The organism is Noviherbaspirillum sp. L7-7A (assembly GCF_019052805.1).
Classification (GTDB): Bacteria; Pseudomonadota; Gammaproteobacteria; order Burkholderiales; family Burkholderiaceae_D; genus Noviherbaspirillum_A.
Map to the genome: position 1 here is coordinate 2552022 of NZ_JAHQRJ010000001.1, position 20469 is coordinate 2572490.

The following is a 20469-nucleotide window of genomic DNA, read 5'->3' on the forward strand; positions in this document are numbered from 1 at the left end:
TCAGGCGTCGGGAGTGGCTAGGGTAATCACAAAGCGGCCGCTGGCTTGGGCCGGCGCCTGATTCCAGGCGTCGCTGCGGTATTCATAGTCGAGCATGGCGCCATTGTTCATGCAGAGTTCGCGCGCCACATACAGGCCCAGGCCGGTGCCCTTGCTCGACGTGGTGTAGAAGGGCTCGAACAGATGCGCCCGCACCTGGGGTGTGATGGCGGCGCCGTCGTCCTGCACATGCAATTCGCGCCGCTGCGCCGATCCGGTGACCATGAACAGCCGGATCGACGCATCCTGGCCGCTGGCGTAGCGCAGCGCATTGGACAGCAGGTTGACGATCACTTCGCGCAGATGCAGCGGATCGAACAGCACCTTGCAGTCATCCAGCATGCCCACATGAATCAGGCCGGGCCGCAGCGCCTGCGCGTCGCGGAATTCCTCCACCATCTGCGGCACCAGCGCCGCCAGCCGCACCGGTTCATTGCCTGGCTGCGCCTTGCGCGAGAGCCGCAGAATGTCCTCGATCATCCGGTTCAGGCGGCTGACGTTGTCATTGATGATGTTGACCAGGCGCAGTTGCACGGGGTCGGTGGCATCCTCGGCGATGAGGGAATTGGCATGGGAGATGGCCGACAGCGGGTTGCGCACTTCATGGGCGATGCTGGCAGTCAGGCGGCCCATGGACGCCAGCTTCAGTTCCTGCGCCCGGTTTTCAATCTCGCCCACATCCTGCAGGAACACCACGATGCGCTCGTTGCCGGTGGCGCCGGTGCTGGCAAAGCGCAGCCGAAGATGCGTCATCCGCTCTTCCGCCGGCTTGAGCATCACGAATGCCAGCGCAGCGGCGCTATTGCCGGCCCAGGCATGGTAGGCATCGGCCACCGGCGCCAGCCACTCGATGTCGACCAGGCGGCCCTGCGCAGCGGAACCGGACAGGCCCAGCATGCGCTCGGCGGCCGGATTGACGATGAAAATCGTCGTATCCGTGCCCATGACCAGCACGCCATCGCCCATGTCGGCAATGACCAGCTGGTTGATCGCCTGCTGCGTCTGCAGCCCCTCGTGGTGCTGCGTCGCCAGCTGCTCCTGCCGTATCAGCCGGCCCGCCAGCCGGTTCAACACATAGACGGCGGAGAAGAATGCGGCGCCATACAGCCCGGCCTGGGAAATCGTTGACTCGGCAGGAAAGTTAAGCAGTTGATAGGCGCTTTCGAGCAGCATGGCCAGCGCCGCCAGCGCCGTGAAAAACAGCGCCAGCACCATCGGTGCCAGAACCGCGCTGCCGGCCAGCGGAAACAGATAGAGGATGGCAAGGCCGCTCCGGGCGCCGCCAGCGGCCACATAAAGCGTGCTGATGAAAATGATATCGGCCAGCACGCCCACGGTAAGCTGCAGCAGCAGGCGCTGGCGGCGCCAGATCGTGACAACACCCAGGCCCACGGCAAGCGCAAGATAGACGCCACAGATCTGCCGGTAGAGAAATCCCTCCACCATCCAGAAACCCTGGCGGGCATTGATGCTGAGATAGGCCAGCAGGACCACGGCGATGGCGATCCGGGTGACGTTAAAGGTTTGCAGCGTGCGCCAGAGGGTTTCCCGATTGCTTGGCCGCAGGCTGCCGGCGACAGCGCTCATCCTTCAGCGCGACGCATGATGACGCCGGTGTTCTTCGCAACAGAACACCTCGCCGGTTGATGCGGGCAGGGCTTCCGAAGACGGGAAGTGCATGCCGCATTCAGCGCATTGCAGCATCGCTTCGGGGGCGTCCACCGCGGCCGGCGGCTTGCGCTGCGGCACCGGCTTTGCCTTTGGCCTGAGCAGCCAGAAGATCACGAGCGCAAGCACCACGCCCCATATCAGGAATTTCATGCCAGTCCCCGGTGCAGCACCACTTCCAGCACGAAACGGCTGCCGACATAGGCCAGCAGCAGCGTGGCAAAGCCAGACAGGGTAAAGCTGAGCGCGGTCTTGCCGCGCCATCCGCGCCAGTGCCGGCCGGCGAGAAGCGAACCGAACAGCAGCCAGGAAAGCAGGGTGAAGATGGTTTTATGGTCCCAGCGCATTGCCTGGCCAAACAATTCCTCGGAAAAGACAATGCCGGACAGCACGGTCAGGGTCAGCAGCGCGAAGCCGAAGCCAATCATCCGGAACAGAAGCCGCTCCATGGTCAGCAGCGCCGGCAGGCGTTCTATCATGGCCGCGAACCAGCCTGGCCGGCCGCCGGGACGGGTATGCAGGCTGGCTTCCTGCACCGCCATCAGCACCGCATGAAAGGCGGCTATCGTCAGCGAGCTGTAGGCCATGATGGCGATGGCGATATGCCAGCCATACAGCACCGGCTTGTCCTGCAGGGCCACCAGGCTGCCCGGGAACAGGGCCGGCAGCACCACGGCCACCGCCGCGCTCGGCAAGACCAGAACCCGCAGGCTGTCGAGCGAGAAGTTGCGGTTTTCCAGCCAGTAGGCCGCAACCGATATCCATAATGTGGCCGACAGGATCACCGCAAAACCCAGCCGCAACGAGCCCGGCACCACCATGTCCGTCCACAGCGCGCCGCCATGGACCAGCCAGGCGAGCAGCGTGCCGGCGGCGATTGCGGTGCGCTGCCGCGCCGGCAGCACGGCGCACACCAGATAGATCAGGGCAGCCAGGAAGAAAAGGGAATTTTGCATCGCGCAAGTTTACACCATGTGCCGCAGCGGCTGCCTGCCGCTTTACTGTTGCCCTGCCTGATTTTCCAGCCGCCGCATCGGGTAAAATGCGACTCTCTTTAGATGTTCGCCCCTCCCCTTTCCTATACAGAATCGTTCCCATGCTTGACAACCTGACTCAACGTCTTGCCAAAGTGGTCAAGACCATGCGCGGCGAAGCCCGCCTGACCGAAGCCAATACCGCCGACATGCTGCGCGAAGTGCGGCTGGCGCTGCTGGAAGCCGACGTCGCGCTGCCGGCGGTGCGTGAATTCATTGCGCGCGTGAAGGAAAAAGCGCTGGGAGAGGAAGTGATCGGATCGCTCACGCCCGGCCAGGCCCTGGTGGGCGTGGTCCAGGACCAGCTGGCCAAGCTGATGGGGGCCGATCTCGGCCCCGAAGCCAGCCAGCTCAATTTCGCCACCCAGCCGCCCGCCATTATCCTGATGGCCGGCCTGCAGGGCGCCGGCAAGACCACCACCGTGGGCAAGCTGGCCAAATACCTGCGCGAGCAAAAGAAGAAAAAGGTCCTGACCGTGTCGACCGACGTCTATCGTCCGGCCGCCATCGGGCAGCTGCAAACCGTCACTGCCCAGGTCGGCGCCGACTTCTTCCCTTCGCAACCCACCGACAAGCCGGTCGACATCGCCCGCGCCGCGCTCGACCATGCAAGACGTCATTTCCATGATGTGCTGATCATCGATACCGCGGGTCGCCTCGGCATCGATGAAGCCATGATGCAGGAAATCAGCGCGCTGCATGCCGCCGTCAAGCCGATCGAAACCCTGTTCGTGGTCGACGCCATGCTGGGCCAGGACGCCATCAATACCGCACGCGCCTTCAACGAAGCACTGCCGCTGACCGGCATCGTGCTGACCAAGCTCGACGGTGATGCCCGCGGCGGCGCGGCGCTGTCGGTGCGGCACATCACCGGCAAGCCGATCAAGTTCGCCGGCGTGGCCGAGAAGCTCGACGGCCTGGAAGCATTCGACGCGCAGCGCATGGCCAACCGCATCCTGGGCATGGGCGACATCCTGGCCCTGGTGGAAGAGGCGCGCAAGGGCGTCGACGTTGCCGCTGCGCAGGGCCTGGCGGACAAGATCAAGGGCGGCGGCAAGTTCGACCTCAACGACTTCAAGGCGCAATTAGGCCAGATGAAGAAAATGGGCGGCCTGTCCAACCTGATGGACAAGCTGCCGGCCCAGTTCCAGCAGGCCGCCAGCGGCGCCAACATGGACCAGGCCGAGAAGCAGGTACGGCGCATGGAAGGCATCATCAACTCGATGACGGCACAGGAACGCAGCAAGCCCGAACTCATCAAGGCCTCGCGCAAGCGCCGCATCGCCGCCGGCGCCGGCGTGCCGGTGCAGGAAGTCAACCGCATGCTGGCGCAGTTCGACCAGATGCAATCGATGATGAAGAAGCTCAAGGGCGGCGGCATGATGAAGATGATGCGCAGCATGAAAGGCATGATGCCCGGCATGCGCTGAAACACCCCGCGAAGCCGGCCGCGAGGCCGGCAAAACGACCTCCCGCAAGCCCCGTTTTCCCTATGAAGAAGCAGCTGTGGCCGCAATGCGATTTTGCGGCCATATAGTTGTAAAAAACACTTGCGTACCTTGCAAAAGGCAACCACTATTAGCGATGCGTGACATGGCGCAATTTTTTTAACGCTATAGTGAGGAGGTTCGAAGATGGCAACAGCCAAAAAATCAGCAGCCACTAAACCGGCCGCCAAGAAGTCAGCTGCAAAAACCGCAGCTTCCAGCAAGAGCCCGGCAGCAAAAGCAGCACCCGCAAAAAAATCTTCCAGCGCTCCGGTAGCGAAAAAAGCCGCCGGCAAGACTGCCGCCAAGGCAGCCAAGTCCGCCAGCCCGCGCACCCCCAATGCCGCATTCATGAAGCCACTGACGCCGTCCGATACGCTGGCCGCCGTTGTTGGCAATGCGCCGTTGCCGCGCACTGAAGTCACCAAGAAGGTCTGGGACTACATCAAGAAGAACAAGCTGCAGGATGAAGCCAACAAGCGCAACATCAACGCAGATGACAAATTGAAGGCAGTCTTTGGCGGCAAGAAGCAGGTATCGATGTTCGAGATGACGAAACTCATTTCCGGCCACCTGAAATAATCTCTCAGGAGCCAAACAAAAACGCCCGCTTGCGCGGGCGTTTTTGTTTATGCATCAATCACTGACCAGCTGAAATCCTTCTAACGCTTTAGTTCCCATTGCTTCCATGCGCTTTGCACCGCATTCGGATACTCCGGCCTGCCGCGGCTGCCGTTATAGCGGCCCAGCGCAAGGAACAGATCGCCGCGCTCCATATCGATATACAGCCGCAGTATCGAGCAGCCGTAACGCAGGTTGGTCTGCATGTGAAAAAGCTTGGCAGGATCGCCGTCGCCGATGACTCTGGTCCAGAAAGGCATTACCTGCATGTAGCCACGGGCGCCGGCATGGGATACCGCATATTTCCGGAATGCCGATTCGACCTGCACCAGGCCCAGCACCAGGTCTGGCGCCAGCCCGGCGCGTGTGGATTCATACCACAGGGTTTCCAGAAACTCGATGCGAACCTGGCGGTCCGGCAGCCGCCGCGCCAGGCGCTCGGACATGTCGGCCAGCCAATTCAAATACTTGATGCGCTGGTCGATATCATCGATACGCACCTTGGGCGGCGCCGAATCGGTGATGGCGCGCGACAGTGCCACCCGGACCGAATCGGCAAGCGCTTCCTCCTTCTGATTGCCGGCATGGCTGTCGGCTGCAAGGCCGAGGCCGGCGCCGCCACCGGAGGCCAGAAGAAGCCGCAACAGCAGTCTCCGGCCTTGCGCCGCCTGGTTCACGCCCGCAGCTTGTCCTGGATGAAGGCAGTCATGTCGGCCAGCGCAATCGGCGTGGCGGCGGTATCGCGCCGTCCCTGGTATTCCAGGCTGCCTTCCTTCAGTCCGCGCTCGCCGATCACGACGCGATGCGGCACGCCGATCAGTTCCCAGTCGGCGAACATCACGCCCGGACGCTCGCCGCGGTCGTCAACGATCACATCGACGCCGGCAGCCTGCAAGGCAGCGTACAGCCGGTCGGTCTCGGCCTTGACCATCTCGCTGCGGTCATAGCCCATCGGGCACAGCACCACTTCAAACGGCGCGATCGATACCGGCCAGATGATGCCCTTGTCGTCGAAGTTCTGTTCGATGGCAGCGCCAAGGATGCGGGTAATGCCGATGCCGTAGCAACCCATCTGCATCAGCGCCGGCTTGCCATTGACGTCAAGAAAGGTAGCTTTCATGTCTTCCGAATAGCGGGTGCCGAGCTGGAACACATGGCCGACCTCAATGCCGCGCTGAATCGCGAGCACGCCTTTGCCGTCTGGCGATGCGTCGCCTTCGACGACATTGCGCAGGTCGCAGACAACGGGTTCTGCGATATCGCGGCCCCAGTTGGCGCCGGTGTAGTGAAATCCTTCCTCGTTGGCGCCGCAGACGAAATCGCTCATATTGGCGACCGTGCGGTCAGCCACGATCCTGACCGGCTTGGCGGTGCCGATCGGGCCAAGGTAGCCAGGCTTGGTGCCAAACCACTCGATGATTTCCGATTCGGAGGCAAAGCGGTAAGCGCCCAGCCCCGGCACCTTGGATGCCTTCACTTCATTCAGTTCATGGTCGCCGCGCAGCAGCAACAGCCATACTTCCTTTTCGCCGCCCTCTTCCTCGGCGTCGCGAGCCAGCACGATCGATTTCACGGTCTGCGCCAAAGGCAGCCCAAGCAGCTCGGCCACGTCTTCGCAACGGGCCTTGCCCGGCGTCGCGGTCTTGGTCAGGGGTTGGGAAGGCGCATTGCGCACAGCCAGCAGCGCCGGCGCTTCCGCCGCCTCGATGTTGGCGGCGTAATCCGAACTCGGGCAATAGACCAGCGCATCTTCTCCGGTGTCGGCGATCACATGGAATTCATGCGAACCGGAGCCGCCAATAGCGCCATTGTCGGCAGCCACCGCGCGGAACTGCAGCCCGAAACGGTTGAAGATGCTGACATACGCGTCATACATCTGCTGATAGGAGCGCTGCATGCCTTCCACGTCGCGGTCGAAGGAATAGGCATCCTTCATCGTGAATTCACGTCCGCGCATCAGGCCGAAGCGTGGGCGGCGCTCGTCACGGAACTTGGTCTGGATATGGTAAAAATTGACGGGCAACTGCCGGTAGGAGCGAATTTCGGTGCGCGCCACGTCGGTGATGACTTCTTCCGAGGTCGGCTGGATCGCATAGTCGCGTCCGTGACGGTCTTTCACCCGCATCAGTTCAGGGCCCATCTTGTCCCAGCGCCCGGTTTCCTGCCACAGCTCCGCGGGTTGCACCACCGGCATCAGCAACTCCACCGCGCCCGCACGGTTCATTTCCTCGCGGACAATGGCTTCCACCTTGCGTATTACCCGCAGGCCCATGGGCATGTAGGTATAGATGCCGGACCCCAGACGCTTGATCATACCGGCGCGCATCATCAGCTTGTGGCTGACGATCTCGGCGTCCGATGGGGCTTCCTTGAGGGTTGATACAAAAAAACGTGAGGCGCGCATAACGGTGAATTCTTTTTAAAAAGAGAGGGTTATAATCAACTCAATTTTAAAGGATTAGCTGGTTGCCTGTGCCTACTCTTTGCCCGATTGCTCGTTGCAGCATCACCCTGTCGCAGCAGAAAGCGACAGCCAGAACGATTGATATGCAAATGCAGAACAGGTAGCCGCAGAAAAATTGAGGTGCAACATGCTGGACCGTGAAGGCTTCCGCCCGAACGTCGGCATCATTCTTCTCAACACACATAACGAAGTGTGGTGGGGAAAGCGAGTGCGCGAACATTCGTGGCAGTTCCCGCAAGGCGGGATTAAATTTGGAGAAACACCCGAGCAGGCAATGTACCGCGAGCTTGAAGAAGAAGTCGGACTGAAAGCGTCGCACGTCAAGATCATCGGCCGTACCCGCGACTGGTTGCGCTATGAAGTGCCCGACCATTTCATCAAGCGCGAAATCCGTGGACACTATCGTGGACAGAAGCAGATCTGGTTTCTGCTGCGCATGACCGGGCGCGACTGTGACGTCAACCTGCGCATGACCGACCATCCCGAGTTCGACGCATGGCGGTGGCACAACTACTGGGTGCCGCTCGATGTGGTGATTGAATTCAAGCGCGAGGTATATCAGCGGGCATTGCAGGAACTGTCACGCTTTTTGCATCGTTCCGGCCATAGTAGCCACCGTCATCCGGCGCGCTATCTGCGCCAGCCGGTTGAGAATGGCATGCAGGCATGCGAACAGCACAAACTGCCTGAACTTTGCGAAACGCGGGAAAAAGTGACGCTGATCGTCACCGAAACCAACAACAAGTGAGTTTTACATGTCCCTGAACCATCGTGGCCCGGCCATTCTGGCCGCGGCTGCGCTGGCGGTTTTTGTGTGTATTCCGCCAGCGTTTTCACAATCCCAGTTTGAAGAGGACTTCGACGACTCGGGAAAGACATGGCAGGAAATCGCCGTGCAACTTCCGTCGTCGCCCGCGTCTGAAAATCTGATTCCCTTCTACGTCAGCGCCACCGCCACCCAGACATTTGCCCTGGATGAGAAATCACTCAGTATTGGCAAGGATGGCGTGATCCGGTTCACGCTGGTGTCGACCAGCCCGAGTGGCGCAAGAAACATCAGCTATGAAGGCATTCGGTGCGCAAGCTTTGAAAAGAAGTCTTACGCCTACGGCCGCGACGACGGCACCTGGTCACGCTCCCGGCACGACCAGTGGGAACGGATTGTTCGCAACGCGGCAAATCGCCAGCACGGCGTTCTGGCAGTCGATTTTTTCTGTGAGAGCCAGGCGGTTGCTGGCGATCGCGAAACCTTGCTCAGAAGGCTACGCAACAACCAACCCATTACGCCGAAGACAGGCGGCTGACCAGACCCCATAAAAGTCGCGGCGCGCCGAACCAGAAAGCATCCTTGGCGTCGGAACGCGCTGATCAGCGCTACAGCAAGACCATGTTGTCGCGATGAATCAGTTCAGGCTCTTCCACAAAACCCAGGATGGATTCGATGTCGGATGATGGCCGGCGCAGGATGCGGCGCGCCTCCGAACTGGAATAATTCGTGATGCCACGCGCCAGCGCCCGGCCCTGCCCATCCAGGCAGGTGATCACGTCGCCACGACCAAAATCGCCGCTGACTTCGACTACGCCGATGGGCAGCAGCGATTTGCCATGCGCGGTCAGCACCTGTACCGCGCCGTCGTCCAGAATCACGCTGCCTGCCGTCTGCAGATGATCCGCCATCCACTGCTTGCGCGCGGTGAGCTGCGCAGTCTGTGCTGTCAGTTGGGTACCGATCATCTCGCCGCTGGCCAGACGTGACAGCACCCGCTCTTCCCTTCCCCAGGCAATCACGGTGTGTGCGCCCGATGTCGCGGCGCGCTTGGCCGCCAAGATCTTGGTCAGCATGCCGCCACGTCCGATGCCGGTGCCGGCGCCGCCCGCCATCGCTTCGAGCGCCGGATCGCCCGCCTTCGCCTCGTCGACGAAGCGGGCCTGCGGATCGCGTCGCGGATCTGCGGTGTAGAGGCCGCGCTGGTCGGTAAGGATGATCAGCGCATCGCCTTCGATCAGGTTGGCAACCAGCGCGCCAAGGGTGTCGTTGTCACCGAACTTGATCTCGTCGGTGACCACCGTATCATTCTCGTTGATGATGGGAATGACGCCAAACTTCAGCAGTGTGAACAGGGTGGAACGCGCATTTAGATAGCGCTCCCGGTCGGCCAGATCGGCATGCGTCAGCAAAACCTGCGCAGTGCCCAGCTGGTGGGCACGAAAACTGGTTTCATAAATCTGCGCCAGGCCCATCTGGCCAACGGCGGCGCAAGCCTGCAGTTCATGAATGCCGGTCGGCCGCTTCTCGAATCCCAGGCGCTGCATGCCTTCCGCGATTGCGCCGGAACTCACCAGCACCACTTCCTTGCCCAGCGCGCGCAGGTGCGCAATCTGCTCCGCCCATTTTGCGATTGCGGCGTGGTCCAGTCCCTTGCCATCATTGGTGACCAGGGAAGAACCCACCTTGATGATCAGGCGCTTTGCATTGTGGATAACGGAAGTCATGGAAGCATGGATGAGTGATAGCCCGGCAATTATAAAGGGCGCCCGAGGCGCCCTGCGAAACAACAAGCTTTACTGCTCAATCCAGAATCTTGAAGCGCGGATCGTCCGGATCAATGGAGTTGATGCCACGCGCCGCCTCTTCCATCTGAGGCGATGCCTCAACGCGCTGCTCCAGCTGCTTTTGTTCGGCCAGGTAGTTGTAGATGTCCTGAACCAGCTCTTCGCAGCCCTCGCGGGTCAGCGCCGAGATTTCATACACCGGCCCCTTCCATCCGAAACGCTTGATGAAGTCCTTGACGCGCTTCCTGCGCTCGTCTTCCGGCACCATGTCGAGCTTGTTCAGTACCAGCCAGCGCGGCTTTTCATAAAGCGACTCGTCATACTTCTGCAGTTCCTTCACGATCGCCTTGGCTTCCTTGACCGGGTCGACATTATCGAACGGCGCCAGGTCGACGATATGCAGCAGCAGCCGCGTGCGCTGAAGATGGCGCAGGAACTGGATGCCCAGACCGGCGCCTTCTGCGGCGCCTTCAATCAGGCCGGGAATGTCGGCAATGACGAAGCTTTTCTCGTGGCTCACCCGCACCATGCCCAGATTCGGATGCAGTGTCGTAAACGGATAGTCGGCAATCTTCGGACGTGCATTCGACACGGCAGTGATGAACGTCGACTTGCCAGCATTGGGCATGCCCAGCAGGCCCACGTCGGCCAGGACCTTCAGTTCCAGCCGCAGCTCGCGCCGCTCGCCTTCCTTGCCTTCGGTCTTCTGGCGCGGCGCGCGATTGGTTGAGGTCTTGAAGTGGATATTGCCCCAGCCGCCCTCGCCACCCTTGGCCAGCAGCACCTGTTGGCCATGCTCGGTCAGGTCGGCCACGATCTCGCCATCGTTCTGGTCAATGATCAGGGTACCCACAGGCATGCGTAGCATGATGTCGTCAGCGCCCTTGCCGTAGCAGTCGGAGCCGCGGCCGTTTTCGCCGTTCTTGGCCTTGTGCAGCTTGGAGAAACGGTAATCCACCAGCGTATTGATGTTCCGGTCGGCCACAGCCCAGATGCTGCCGCCCTTGCCGCCATCGCCGCCGTCGGGGCCGCCAAAGGGGCGGAATTTTTCACGGCAAAAGGAAGCCACGCCGTTGCCGCCGTCGCCCGCAATGACCTCGATCTTTGCTTCGTCTATGAACTTCATGATTTGTGCCGCCCAAAAACTAAAAAGGCCCTACCGGAGGCAGAGCCTTTTCGATGAAGGCTTGCGCCTCATTTGATGCGTATTCTGTCGATTACGCAGGTACTACGGTAACCGTATGACGCTGCAGCGCGCCTTTGGTTGCAAACTGCACCTTGCCGTCGATCAGCGCGAACAGGGTATGATCCTTGCCCATGCCGACGTTTTCACCAGCGTGCACCTTGGTGCCGCGTTGACGGATGATGATGCCGCCGGCGTTGATCGCCTGGCCGCCGTAGACTTTCACGCCCAGTCGTTTTGACTCGGAATCGCGACCATTGCGCGTAGTGCCGCCGCCTTTTTTGTGTGCCATTTCAGACTCCTTGGTATCGGGTTGGTCAGGTCAACGATTAGCCGTTGATCGAGACGATTTGCAGTTCGGTGTAGTTTTGGCGATGGCCCTGATGCTTCTGGTAATGCTTACGACGACGCATCTTGAAAATCTTCACCTTATCGTGGCGACCATGTGCCACAACCGTAGCCAGGACCGTAGCACCTTCGACCAACGGCGCACCAAACTTGATGGTGTCGCCTGCGCCCACTGCGAGGACTTGATCTAACGTGACTTCGGAACCAATGTCTGCCGGTATCTGTTCTACTTTGAATTTTTCGCCAGCGACAACCTTATATTGCTTGCCACCGGTTTTTATGACCGCGTACATGTGAAACCTCATCAATTGATTAAAGGACTTTTCCCTTCAACTGCCAAGCGCCGGGTTTTACCCCTGGCGAAATCAGGAAAACCGCGAATTATACATAAATTTCTTCCGTGCGGCAAAGTCGTAGAAAATTGCGTGACAAGCCGCCGTGGATTGCGGGCATCTTGGCCCGTCATGGCGTGTTCGCCGGCGCATCGTATAATTCGCTCACTCGAAGATTACTAGCAGGTCTACCTTGTCCGCCACGCCAACTACCGTCTCGTCCCGCCTGTTAAGCGATGCCATCGCCGCCGACACCGACGCCGTCAATCGCGTCATACGCCGCGAGTTGCACTCGGAAGTTCCCCTGGTCAACCAGATTGCGGACTACATCATCAGTGCTGGCGGCAAACGTATAAGGCCGACACTGGTATTGCTGTTTGCAAACGCCTGGGGCTATCGCGGCGTGGAGCACCATGCACTGGCGGCCATTGTGGAATTCATCCATACGGCTACCCTGCTGCATGACGATGTCGTCGACGAGTCTTCGATGCGGCGCGGGCGCAAGACCGCCAATGCGCTGTTCGGCAATGCGGCCTCGGTGTTGGTTGGCGACTTCCTGTATTCCCGATCGTTCCAGATGATGGTCGCCATCCGGAATATGCGGGTCATGCAGATTCTGGCGGACGCAACCAATGTGATTGCCGAAGGCGAAGTCCTGCAGTTGCTGAACATGCATGATCCGGATGTATCCGAGGCGCGCTATCTGCAGGTGATCCGCTCCAAGACGGCAAAGCTGTTCGAAGCCGCCGCGCAACTGGGTGCGCTGATTGCCGGTGCTTCCGATGAGCAAGTCGAGGCAGCGGCCGAGTATGGTCGCTCGCTCGGAACTGCCTTTCAGCTGATCGACGATGTCCTGGACTATTCGGGCAATGCCGATGACATCGGCAAGAATGTCGGCGACGACCTGCGCGAAGGCAAGCCGACGCTGCCTTTGATCTATCTGATGCAGCACGGCACGCCTGAGCAAAGAGAGTTGGTTCGCGCCTGCATAGAAACCGGCGATGAGCAGCACTTTGATGCCGTACTGGCGGCAGTGACGGAGTCAGGCGCGCTGCAATATACACGCGAACAGGCGACCATTGCGGCTGATGCAGCGAGAGCAACAATTGTCGGCCTGCCTTCTAGCGATTTCAAAAATTCTTTGCTACACTTATGCGCCTTCGCAGTTGACCGCAATCACTAACAGCGGTCCGGCAGCGAGCATTGCATTGGTCATCGGGGTGTAGCTTAGCCTGGTAGAGCGCTACGTTCGGGACGTAGAGGCCGGAGGTTCGAATCCTCTCACCCCGACCAAAAATTCCAATAATCAGCAGTGAAGTAAACCGCAGTTTCCCATCTGTCACTTTCCCCTCTTTTGTAGCCTGATTCATTTCTGACGCTTTGTATTCAGCGTCCGTTGACTTCAAAAGCTCCATGTCTATTGAATTCGTGGCCCCGTTACGACCATATGACCGGCATGGCATTGACATTCAATACCGGTTAAAGCGCCAAGCTATGCAATCTATCAGGTTTGCTAAAAATTTCACGCAGCCGACCAGCATTAATTCGCTAAAAGTTCTGGCAGGACTCGTGGGAAAGGACTGTCGTAACCTTTGTCATCCATGGCGCAACCCGCGCCAATTGGCACGGGTGTGTACTGCCAATGCGCTGCGACGATCACGTAAAACCAAGCGAAATCAGATTTGAAGATCTTGATCTTGATCTTGATGCGGATTTTTTGTCCTGCCAAGGAAGCATGTTTGGCAAGGAATGGGTGGAATGCAGTACGGCGATTGTTGGCGCGATTGCTTCAGCTAGCAATGTTGGACAGCGCCAGAACTCTCTCACGCTGATAAAGATGGGAAAATAAAATGGCTGCAAACAAAGCGTAGAAGTTGTCGCATACCCCCCACATGAACATCACATCCGTCAGCCCGAAAATCATGTAGCCAACGCACAGCATCATGCCCATCCCGGCCACGGCGCGCAACTCTTTGTCCTTGCTCTGTCGCAGTTTTCTCGTAAAGAAGATCAGCGGAACAATATAAAGTCCCAACAGGCCGATTATCCCGAAACTACCCAGGGTTACCATGTTGTAGAACATCTCGTTGTGAGAATGAATCTGACGCGCAATTACAGGGGAGATTCTTCCTTCCTGTCCCCAGCGCTCCAGGGTCGGTCGGAAATTCTCCCTTCCGACACCAACGAGGGGATGTTCGGCAAACACCATCAGAGAGGCCTTCCAAAGGCCTAAACGCGTTCCGACCGATGTATCGACCGAACTGTCCTTGGAGTAGGTGTCGATTTCCTGCTCCACAGACTGAATACGCGTCTGTACTTTCGGGTGGAGAACAAACATTCCAGTTAACAATGTCACCACGAGCAGTGTGAAAGTGATTTTCTTCTTGAGTTCAAAGCGGTCAAAAAGCACGAGGGCTGCTATAGCGCACAGAAACGGGATTCCCAGCCACGCTCCGCGTGTGCCTGAAATGAACGCTGCGTAAAGTGTGCCGGCTCCTGCCAGAATCTTGACCGCATTGCCGATACGCTGCGCCCGCACCGTCCCGCTTCCATATTTGATTGATAGTATGGAAAAAAATCCGAGCAGCAGCGTCAAGTCTGCAAACTCAATAATGGGCATGAAGTCTACATATTGCGCGCGGGTAGTTCCTCCATCAGTGATGATGTACATCTTAATAATGGACAGAAGGGCGCCGAGCACATAACTCCATTGAAGCCATTGGAACATTCTGGCGTTGCATACCAGGCATGCCCATACAATCAAAACAAACAAGGCCATGCGGGAAGGATAGTCAAAGGATCGTATGGCGAAATCTTGCGCAATCACCTGATGCAGAAGAATGGCGATAAACATTCCAGCCATGGCGAGGTGGAGTTTCCAGAACTTATGAAAAAGTTCGGAAAAATTGGTGCCGCTATGGTTGATGCGAAACACAAGGCAGATTAATGCGACAAGCATCAAGGAATAGAAGCTGAGATTGCCGACCTTACGGCCGATCAGTATCAGACTCGATGTTGTAAAAAGAATGAAAAAGACAATCCAGTCCAAAGGCAAAATTCGATTCTTCATGTATACCTGATGGTCACAAGGAGTTAAACGTATGTTTTCCATCGCTATTTGATGACATGACGGGCTCAGCTTTGGGGAAATTCGCTTTCGTCAGTACGGCCACCACATCATCAACCGTAATTTTGTCTACCCAGTCATCGCGGCTCTTTACCGTGATAACAACACTGCTTGCCTGATCGATCGGCGCCCATTCCGGGTTTTTTTGGCGCATTAGCGCAATGACGGGAACATGTACTGCGTTAGCAAGATGCATGACTGCGGTCTCCACAGAAACAATCAAATTGCAGCGGCTCAATATTGCAGGCAACTGAAAGAAGTTTTCTTCGGCGCTGAAGAGATGAACATCAGCAAGCGTTTGCTGTGCAAACAGCCTTCTGGCGCGCTCCAGTTCCTCCGGAACCACATTGACGATAACGCCAGCCGCTCGCCAGGCATCCTGCATTCGCAGTGCCTTGATCAAATCAATTACGCGTTCAAGCGGCCAGCTGCGTTCGATGGATTTGGAAAAAGCGTTGAGAAACACTACCTTTTGCACATTGTCGCTTTTACCGTCATTTGAAGAAAATCCCCACGCAGCGAACTGCTGCTGTGCATAACAGACCCACTTTTCCGGAATATGCAAAAACGGAAAGCGCGATCCTGGCGGGATTTCAATACCGAACAATGTGGTAAACCATCCGGCATAAATATCGCTGATGTGCTGATCAGCATCTGCCGCCGACGTATAGGCAGGAATGAACGCATCAAGCTTGCGATAAATGAAAAGCTTGGGGAAGTCGTACGGCCGGACACGCTTTTTCTGGCCCACCACAAATCCGCGCGGGCTGATCTTGCGAGCAAGAATTGCGTATTTATGCCTTTCGAGTACGCCTAACGATACGACAATTGGATATGCCTGCGACTGCGCTTCCTGAATGGATTGCCTGAACAACGCCGGACTGTAAGTCTGGTTATAAACCTTCTCGATGTATGGGCATTCCGCCAGCCAGTCGTAGAGTGAGTATTTTTTCAGATGCGCCCATTCAGATGCGCGGCGGGTGCGGCGGCGCTCATCCACCCACAGATGGATTTTGATATGCGGGAAGGCTTGTGCAAAAGCCTGAAAGCAGTTTTGCAAATAGGTGAAATCACCCAGAGCGAGATGTGCGACGAACAGTATCTTGTCCGACTTTTCCAGCAAATTAGAGGGAATCAGTGGAGTGGACATAGAAGCTATTAATTAGGATAGCCAACATTGTAACGGCTTCGAATTACGTTAAAAAACAATAAAAGAGCCGTTGGCTGCGGACGTGACATCGGAAAAGTCAGGGGGCTAACCATGCGATTTGCGAAAAGGCTGAAAAATTGCGGCTTTGCGGAGGCAATCAAATATTGCTGACAAAGAAAGATGCGCAAAGAACGTCGCAAGTGAGAAAGCTGGCTGCACATCATGGCATGCGCCCGTTTCCATCACCCTGTTTCTGTCCTGACAAGCCCGACGCTCTTTCCGACCGTGACAGGCAGCACGCACGCGGCACCTTGCGCTCTTGTGCAGCACCGTCATCTCGCGCAGGCGCCAAACCACACGATTGGTGGCACCGCTCCAGTCTGAACACCTAAAGAGGCGCACCGAGCAGACCTTGCCCTGGCTCGATTGAGAGCCTTCCGGCGATTACGCTTCTGCATGCGACGGCAACTGCTTCAGCACGCTCTCCACAGGGATGGCATCAACCCATTCCCTGCGTTTTACCGTGGTGATCACAGTGCTCCTTTCCTCGTCTATCGGTGCCCACTCGGGATTTTTCTGACGCATCAGGGCCAGTACCGGAACCCCGACTGCATTGGCCAGGTGCATCACCGCCGTTTCAACGGAAATGATGAGATCACATAGCCGCAACATTGCAGGTAGTTGAAAGAAGTTTTCTTCCGCGCTGAACAATTCGGTGCGTGCCAGATGGTGCTTGCCTATCATGCTCCTGGCATGCTCCAGTTCCTGCGGCACCGCATTGACAATGAAACAGGCATCGCGCCACGCTTCCTCTGCCTGCATTGCCTTGATCAGCCCGACCACCTTGTCCAGCGGCCAGCAGCGCTTTTTGGTCTTGGCAAAGGGATTGATGAAGATAATCTTTCCATTGCCTGGGTAAAATCCCCAGAGCGCAAGCTGCCGCTGCGCTGCGTCCTGCCACTGCTGCGGTATGTCTACAAAGGGATGACGCGCTGATGCAGGCATGTCGAGACCGAATAACTGCTGGAACCAGCCTGCATAGGTATCCGTAATGTGCTTCTGCGCTGCGCCTGCCTGGCTAGGCGGGATCGCGGCATCAAGCTTGCGAAAGGCAAGATGATGGTGCAGTTCCAGCAGCTTCAGCGGCGGCTTGATGCCTGCAACGAAGCCATGCGGACTGATCTTCCGGGCAAGCTCCGCGTAGAAATGCGGACGCAATGTGGCAAGCGACACCACAAGCGGATAATGCTCGGACTGGGCTTCGACGGTGGACTCGCGCAGCAGTTGCGGACTATAGGTTCGATTGTAGATTTTCTCAAAGAACGGGCACTGCGCGACCCAGTCGTAGAGCGAGTACTTTTTCAGGTATTTCCACTCTGCGGACTTGCTGGTGCGCCTGACCTCGTCCACCCACAGATCTATCCTGAGATGCGGATAGGCCTGTGAAAAATGCTGGAAAAAGTTCTGCAGGTAGGTAAAGTCGCCGAGCGCAAGATGCGCGATGAAAAGGATCTTGTCGCTCTTTCGTAAGAGGTCTGAGGATATCTTCGGGGATGCTGAAGTCATGCTTGTGTTTTTCCTGGTCCCGCATCGCGGGACCGTCAATGCACCTTGGTCAACGCTTCTGGCTTGTGTGCCGCTTCAGCGCCGGTCTTGTCGCTTTCAACCAGGTATTGCGGCTCTTCCTCCGAGGCTGCCACATGGTGACCCTTGATATCGATTGGCGATGTCAGTTTTTTCTTCACTGTGCCGGTGATCGTGCCCTGCGCCGAATGCCACTGTACCTTGTCGCCCTTCTTGAACGTGGTCGCCATGTCCGCTCCTGTATGCAAGTATGCAAGATGGTTTGCAAAAATGATGGCCATTATAGAGCGCGCAGCGCAGTGCGACGAATGTGCCGGCCTGCGCACTTGCTCAACCCGCACGCTGCCGCGGAAGCAGGTTCAGCAGCATCTTGGCGGCATACACCACCAGCAGGGTTCCGTTCAGGTCACCCGCCGCCATCACCAGAAAACTCTTCAGCAGCGGGCGTGGCGGCTCGTAAATGGCAAACCAGATGTGATGCAACAAAGGGCTTGCCAGCGAGCAGGCGATAATACAGATGAGCAAACGGCCGGGCGTCAGGTTGGCAAGAGAGGAATGCAGGCCATAGGCCCGCTGTGCGACCAGGTACACGCCATAGGGCGCGACAGTCGCCACGATGCCGCCGGCAAATGCCCGCATGAAATCATGTGGAAAAAAATAAAAGAAGGACACCAGCCATGAAACAATCAGCAGGCCGACCGCCCCCGCGCCCCCGAACAGCAATGTCGACAGCAAACGCACGCCAGCAGGAAGGTAAATCCAGTTAATACCGGGAACAAGTTCGCCATAACTGAACAGCCATTCATTAATGCAAAGCATCAGGATGAAGAAAAAAATGGTGGCAAGCACCATCATGAATTGCAGGCGAAATTGTGACATCAGCGAAGCGAAATGTTGAGTAGGATAGAATCTGGTCCGGCAATCATGCCCATGATAAACGGCCTGCCCCCCATCCGCGAATCCACGTCCATAAACGCCAATGAAAAGACAGACCCGCCCAGCCGACATTTATCTGCGTTTTCTACAACTGGCCGAGGCAATCCGAGGGCTGCCGTCGTTGCCATCGCTGGATCCGCTGGAGGAGCGCATTCTGGCGCTGGTTGCCCGTGCTGGCAAGGAACAGCAGCGGCTCTGTGTGCGCGACATGATGGCAAAGGAAGAACTGGGCTCCCCCGCAACCGTTCACAACCGCCTCAAATCCATGCGCGAGAAGGGCTGGATCATGCTGACCGACACGGAAGACAGCCGTCGCAAGCAGATTGAACTGACCCAAGCCGCGCTGCTGCATTTCGACAAGCTGTCAAAATGCCTGGTCGAAGCCGCCAAGGGCAGTTGAGCATGCGGCCATGCTGCAAGCCCTTGTACCACCGAACCACCCTGCATTACATTGTGGGCGCCGACGTTCCTTTTCATGACCGCCGCGCCGCGCAACAAACGGCATGCGCAGCTGCGGCCTGACTTCCAGGACCACTGATTGGACGCCGTTCCCCTGTGGGCGCAAATTCTTGCGCTGACTGTACTGATCTGCATTTCCGCATTCTTTGCGATGACCGAGACGGCCCTGATGGCGGCCAACCGGCATCGCCTGCGCCATCTCGCGCAGAGTGGCAACAAGGGCGCGGCGTCGGCGCTATGGCTGCTGGAACGCACCGACCGCATGCTGACCGTGGTGCTGATTGCCAGCACCTTGATCAATGCCCTCGCCACTGCGCTGGTCACGCTGATTGCCGTGACCATGTTCGGCAATCAGGAAACCGTGCTTGTCATTGCCATCGTGCTGGTATCGCTGCTGCTGATCATTTTTGCGCAGATCCTGCCGAAGATCCTCGGGGCCAGCCATCCGGAACGGATTGCAGTGGCTGCCAGCCGCGTGCTGCGCCCGCTGCTGACGTTGGCCAAGCCCATGATCTGGCTGGTGCACCTGCTCGTCAGCGGGCTGTTGCGGCTCATGCGGATTCGCATCGGGGCCGGCGCCAGCGAGCAGCCACTATCGGCGGACGAGTTGCGCGCCATGGTCATGGAAGGCGGCAATGTGATGCCGAAAAAGCACCGCGCCATCCTGCTCAACCTGTTCGACCTGGAAAAGATTTCGGTGGAAGACGTGATGACGCCGCGTGCCCAGATCGAGTCGCTGGACCTGTCGGCGCCGGTTGAGGAAATCAGGAAGCAACTCACCACCTGCTATCACAACAAGCTGCCGGTGCATCAGGGCGGCATCAATCAGGTGCTGGGCATTCTGCACGTGCGCAAGGCAGTCGCCCTGCTCAGCCAGCAGGAAGCACTGACGGCGGACGATTTCCGCCGCCTTCTGACGCTGCCCTATTTCATTCCGCAAGACACCGATGTCTTTACCCAGATGCAGTATTTCCAGGAAAACCACGAGCGGCTGGGGCTCATCGTGGATGAATACGGCGAGGTGCAGGGTCTGGTGACGCTGGATGACCTGATGGAAGAAATCGTCGGCGAATTCACGACGTCCGCGCCGGGCGGATCGCGGGCGGACAACCATGGCTGGGATGCGCGCGGCGAGTGCCTGATCGAAGGCTCCGCCACCCTGCGTGAAATTAACAAGCGACTGGGCCTTCATTTCCCGCTCGACGGGCCGAAAACCATGAATGGACTTCTGCTGGAATGGCTGCAGGATATCCCCGAACCGCATGTGGCATTGAAGCTGGCGGGATGCGTGATTGAAATCGTGCAGGTGCAAAACCAGGCAATCAAAGTGGTAAAACTGGTACAACCGGGAAACAAATAAGTTTCTTCTGGTAAAGTAATGTGCGTATATCGATATGCTGTCGAACGTTGCGAACAGTACGACAAGAAAAGACTAAATTTCTTTACAGATCAATACCCTATAGGCATCATCTGAGCGTTTTTAC

General features: G+C 57.8%; 22 protein-coding genes and 1 tRNA gene. 8 read left to right on the plus strand and 15 right to left on the minus strand.

What is annotated here, in order from left to right:
• Genes KTQ42_RS11560 through ccsA form a run of 3 tightly spaced genes read right to left on the minus strand, consistent with a single transcriptional unit; the run spans position 1 to position 2663 of the window.
• Positions 1-1626: an ATP-binding protein gene (locus tag KTQ42_RS11560; RefSeq protein ID WP_217345633.1), complete on the minus strand. Its 1626-nt coding sequence runs from the start codon at positions 1624-1626 to the stop codon at positions 1-3.
• A gap of 3 nt (positions 1627-1629) precedes the next feature.
• Positions 1630-1860: a PP0621 family protein gene (locus KTQ42_RS11565; RefSeq protein ID WP_217345634.1), complete on the minus strand. Its 231-nt coding sequence runs from the start codon at positions 1858-1860 to the stop codon at positions 1630-1632.
• Positions 1857-2663, minus strand: a complete 807-nt coding sequence (gene ccsA, locus KTQ42_RS11570; RefSeq protein WP_217345635.1) for a cytochrome c biogenesis protein CcsA — start codon at positions 2661-2663, stop codon at positions 1857-1859. The genes KTQ42_RS11565 and ccsA overlap by 4 nt, the downstream gene beginning before the upstream one ends.
• Before the next feature lie 140 nt (positions 2664-2803).
• On the opposite strand from ccsA, the gene ffh reads away from it, so the two are divergent.
• Positions 2804-4171, plus strand: coding sequence for a signal recognition particle protein (gene ffh / locus KTQ42_RS11575; RefSeq protein ID WP_217345636.1), 1368 nt, complete (start codon positions 2804-2806; stop codon positions 4169-4171).
• 204 nt (positions 4172-4375) lie between these two features.
• Complete coding sequence (locus KTQ42_RS11580) at positions 4376-4810, plus strand: SWIB/MDM2 domain-containing protein (RefSeq protein ID WP_194711625.1); 435 nt, start codon at positions 4376-4378, stop codon at positions 4808-4810.
• Between the two features lie 80 nt (positions 4811-4890).
• Here the strand turns inward: KTQ42_RS11580 and KTQ42_RS11585 are convergent, their stop codons facing one another.
• Entirely contained in the window at positions 4891-5493 is a 603-nt protein-coding gene (locus KTQ42_RS11585; RefSeq protein WP_217345637.1) for a lytic transglycosylase domain-containing protein, read from the minus strand.
• Between the two features lie 29 nt (positions 5494-5522).
• Entirely contained in the window at positions 5523-7253 is a 1731-nt protein-coding gene (locus KTQ42_RS11590; RefSeq protein WP_217345638.1) for a proline--tRNA ligase, read from the minus strand.
• A gap of 187 nt (positions 7254-7440) precedes the next feature.
• Between KTQ42_RS11590 and KTQ42_RS11595 the strand changes: the two genes are divergently transcribed.
• Together KTQ42_RS11595 and KTQ42_RS11600 are read left to right on the plus strand one after the other, a co-directional pair.
• The gene (locus tag KTQ42_RS11595; protein ID WP_217345639.1) at positions 7441-8061 is read left to right on the plus strand and encodes an RNA pyrophosphohydrolase; all 621 of its coding nucleotides are present in this window, start codon (positions 7441-7443) and stop codon (positions 8059-8061) included.
• 7 nt (positions 8062-8068) lie between these two features.
• Positions 8069-8617 (plus strand): CNP1-like family protein, encoded by a 549-nt coding sequence (locus KTQ42_RS11600; protein ID WP_217345640.1) that lies wholly within the window; start codon positions 8069-8071, stop codon positions 8615-8617.
• Between the two features lie 70 nt (positions 8618-8687).
• Here the strand turns inward: KTQ42_RS11600 and proB are convergent, their stop codons facing one another.
• The 4 genes from proB to rplU form a co-directional block, all read right to left on the minus strand.
• Positions 8688-9806, minus strand: a complete 1119-nt coding sequence (gene proB, locus KTQ42_RS11605; protein WP_217345641.1) for a glutamate 5-kinase — start codon at positions 9804-9806, stop codon at positions 8688-8690.
• 76 nt (positions 9807-9882) lie between these two features.
• Positions 9883-10992, minus strand: coding sequence for an Obg family GTPase CgtA (cgtA, locus tag KTQ42_RS11610; protein ID WP_217345642.1), 1110 nt, complete (start codon positions 10990-10992; stop codon positions 9883-9885).
• Between the two features lie 91 nt (positions 10993-11083).
• Positions 11084-11341, minus strand: coding sequence for a 50S ribosomal protein L27 (gene rpmA, locus KTQ42_RS11615; RefSeq protein ID WP_194711619.1), 258 nt, complete (start codon positions 11339-11341; stop codon positions 11084-11086).
• Between the two features lie 37 nt (positions 11342-11378).
• Entirely contained in the window at positions 11379-11690 is a 312-nt protein-coding gene (gene rplU, locus KTQ42_RS11620) for a 50S ribosomal protein L21 (protein ID WP_194711618.1), read from the minus strand.
• A gap of 232 nt (positions 11691-11922) precedes the next feature.
• Between rplU and ispB the strand changes: the two genes are divergently transcribed.
• Both ispB and KTQ42_RS11630 read left to right on the plus strand, forming a co-directional pair.
• Positions 11923-12912 (plus strand): octaprenyl diphosphate synthase, encoded by a 990-nt coding sequence (gene ispB, locus KTQ42_RS11625; protein ID WP_217345643.1) that lies wholly within the window; start codon positions 11923-11925, stop codon positions 12910-12912.
• A gap of 33 nt (positions 12913-12945) precedes the next feature.
• Positions 12946-13022: transfer RNA gene (locus KTQ42_RS11630), tRNA-Pro, on the plus strand.
• 247 nt (positions 13023-13269) lie between these two features.
• Here the strand turns inward: KTQ42_RS11630 and KTQ42_RS11635 are convergent.
• From KTQ42_RS11635 to KTQ42_RS11660, 6 genes are all read right to left on the minus strand, one after another.
• Positions 13270-13458 carry a hypothetical protein gene (locus KTQ42_RS11635; RefSeq protein WP_217345644.1) on the minus strand — a complete coding sequence of 63 codons (189 nt, stop codon included), beginning with the start codon at positions 13456-13458 and terminating at the stop codon, positions 13270-13272.
• 60 nt (positions 13459-13518) lie between these two features.
• On the minus strand, positions 13519-14799 hold the full coding sequence (locus tag KTQ42_RS11640) for an O-antigen ligase family protein (protein WP_217345645.1): 1281 nt from the start codon (positions 14797-14799) through the stop codon (positions 13519-13521).
• Between the two features lie 13 nt (positions 14800-14812).
• Positions 14813-16006: a glycosyltransferase family 9 protein gene (locus KTQ42_RS11645; protein ID WP_217345646.1), complete on the minus strand. Its 1194-nt coding sequence runs from the start codon at positions 16004-16006 to the stop codon at positions 14813-14815.
• Between the two features lie 444 nt (positions 16007-16450).
• Positions 16451-17572 carry a glycosyltransferase family 9 protein gene (locus tag KTQ42_RS11650; protein WP_217345647.1) on the minus strand — a complete coding sequence of 374 codons (1122 nt, stop codon included), beginning with the start codon at positions 17570-17572 and terminating at the stop codon, positions 16451-16453.
• Positions 17573-17607: 35 nt separating this feature from the next.
• Positions 17608-17820, minus strand: a complete 213-nt coding sequence (locus KTQ42_RS11655; protein ID WP_217345648.1) for a DUF2945 domain-containing protein — start codon at positions 17818-17820, stop codon at positions 17608-17610.
• A gap of 100 nt (positions 17821-17920) precedes the next feature.
• Positions 17921-18469 (minus strand): hypothetical protein, encoded by a 549-nt coding sequence (locus KTQ42_RS11660; RefSeq protein WP_217345649.1) that lies wholly within the window; start codon positions 18467-18469, stop codon positions 17921-17923.
• A 100-nt stretch (positions 18470-18569) separates the two neighbouring features.
• Here KTQ42_RS11660 and KTQ42_RS11665 point away from each other — a divergent pair, with 100 nt between their 5' ends.
• Positions 18570-18926 carry a winged helix-turn-helix domain-containing protein gene (locus tag KTQ42_RS11665; protein ID WP_217345650.1) on the plus strand — a complete coding sequence of 119 codons (357 nt, stop codon included), beginning with the start codon at positions 18570-18572 and terminating at the stop codon, positions 18924-18926.
• Positions 18927-19064: 138 nt separating this feature from the next.
• Positions 19065-20345 (plus strand): HlyC/CorC family transporter, encoded by a 1281-nt coding sequence (locus KTQ42_RS11670; RefSeq protein WP_217345651.1) that lies wholly within the window; start codon positions 19065-19067, stop codon positions 20343-20345.
• Positions 20346-20469: the final 124 nt, after the last annotated feature.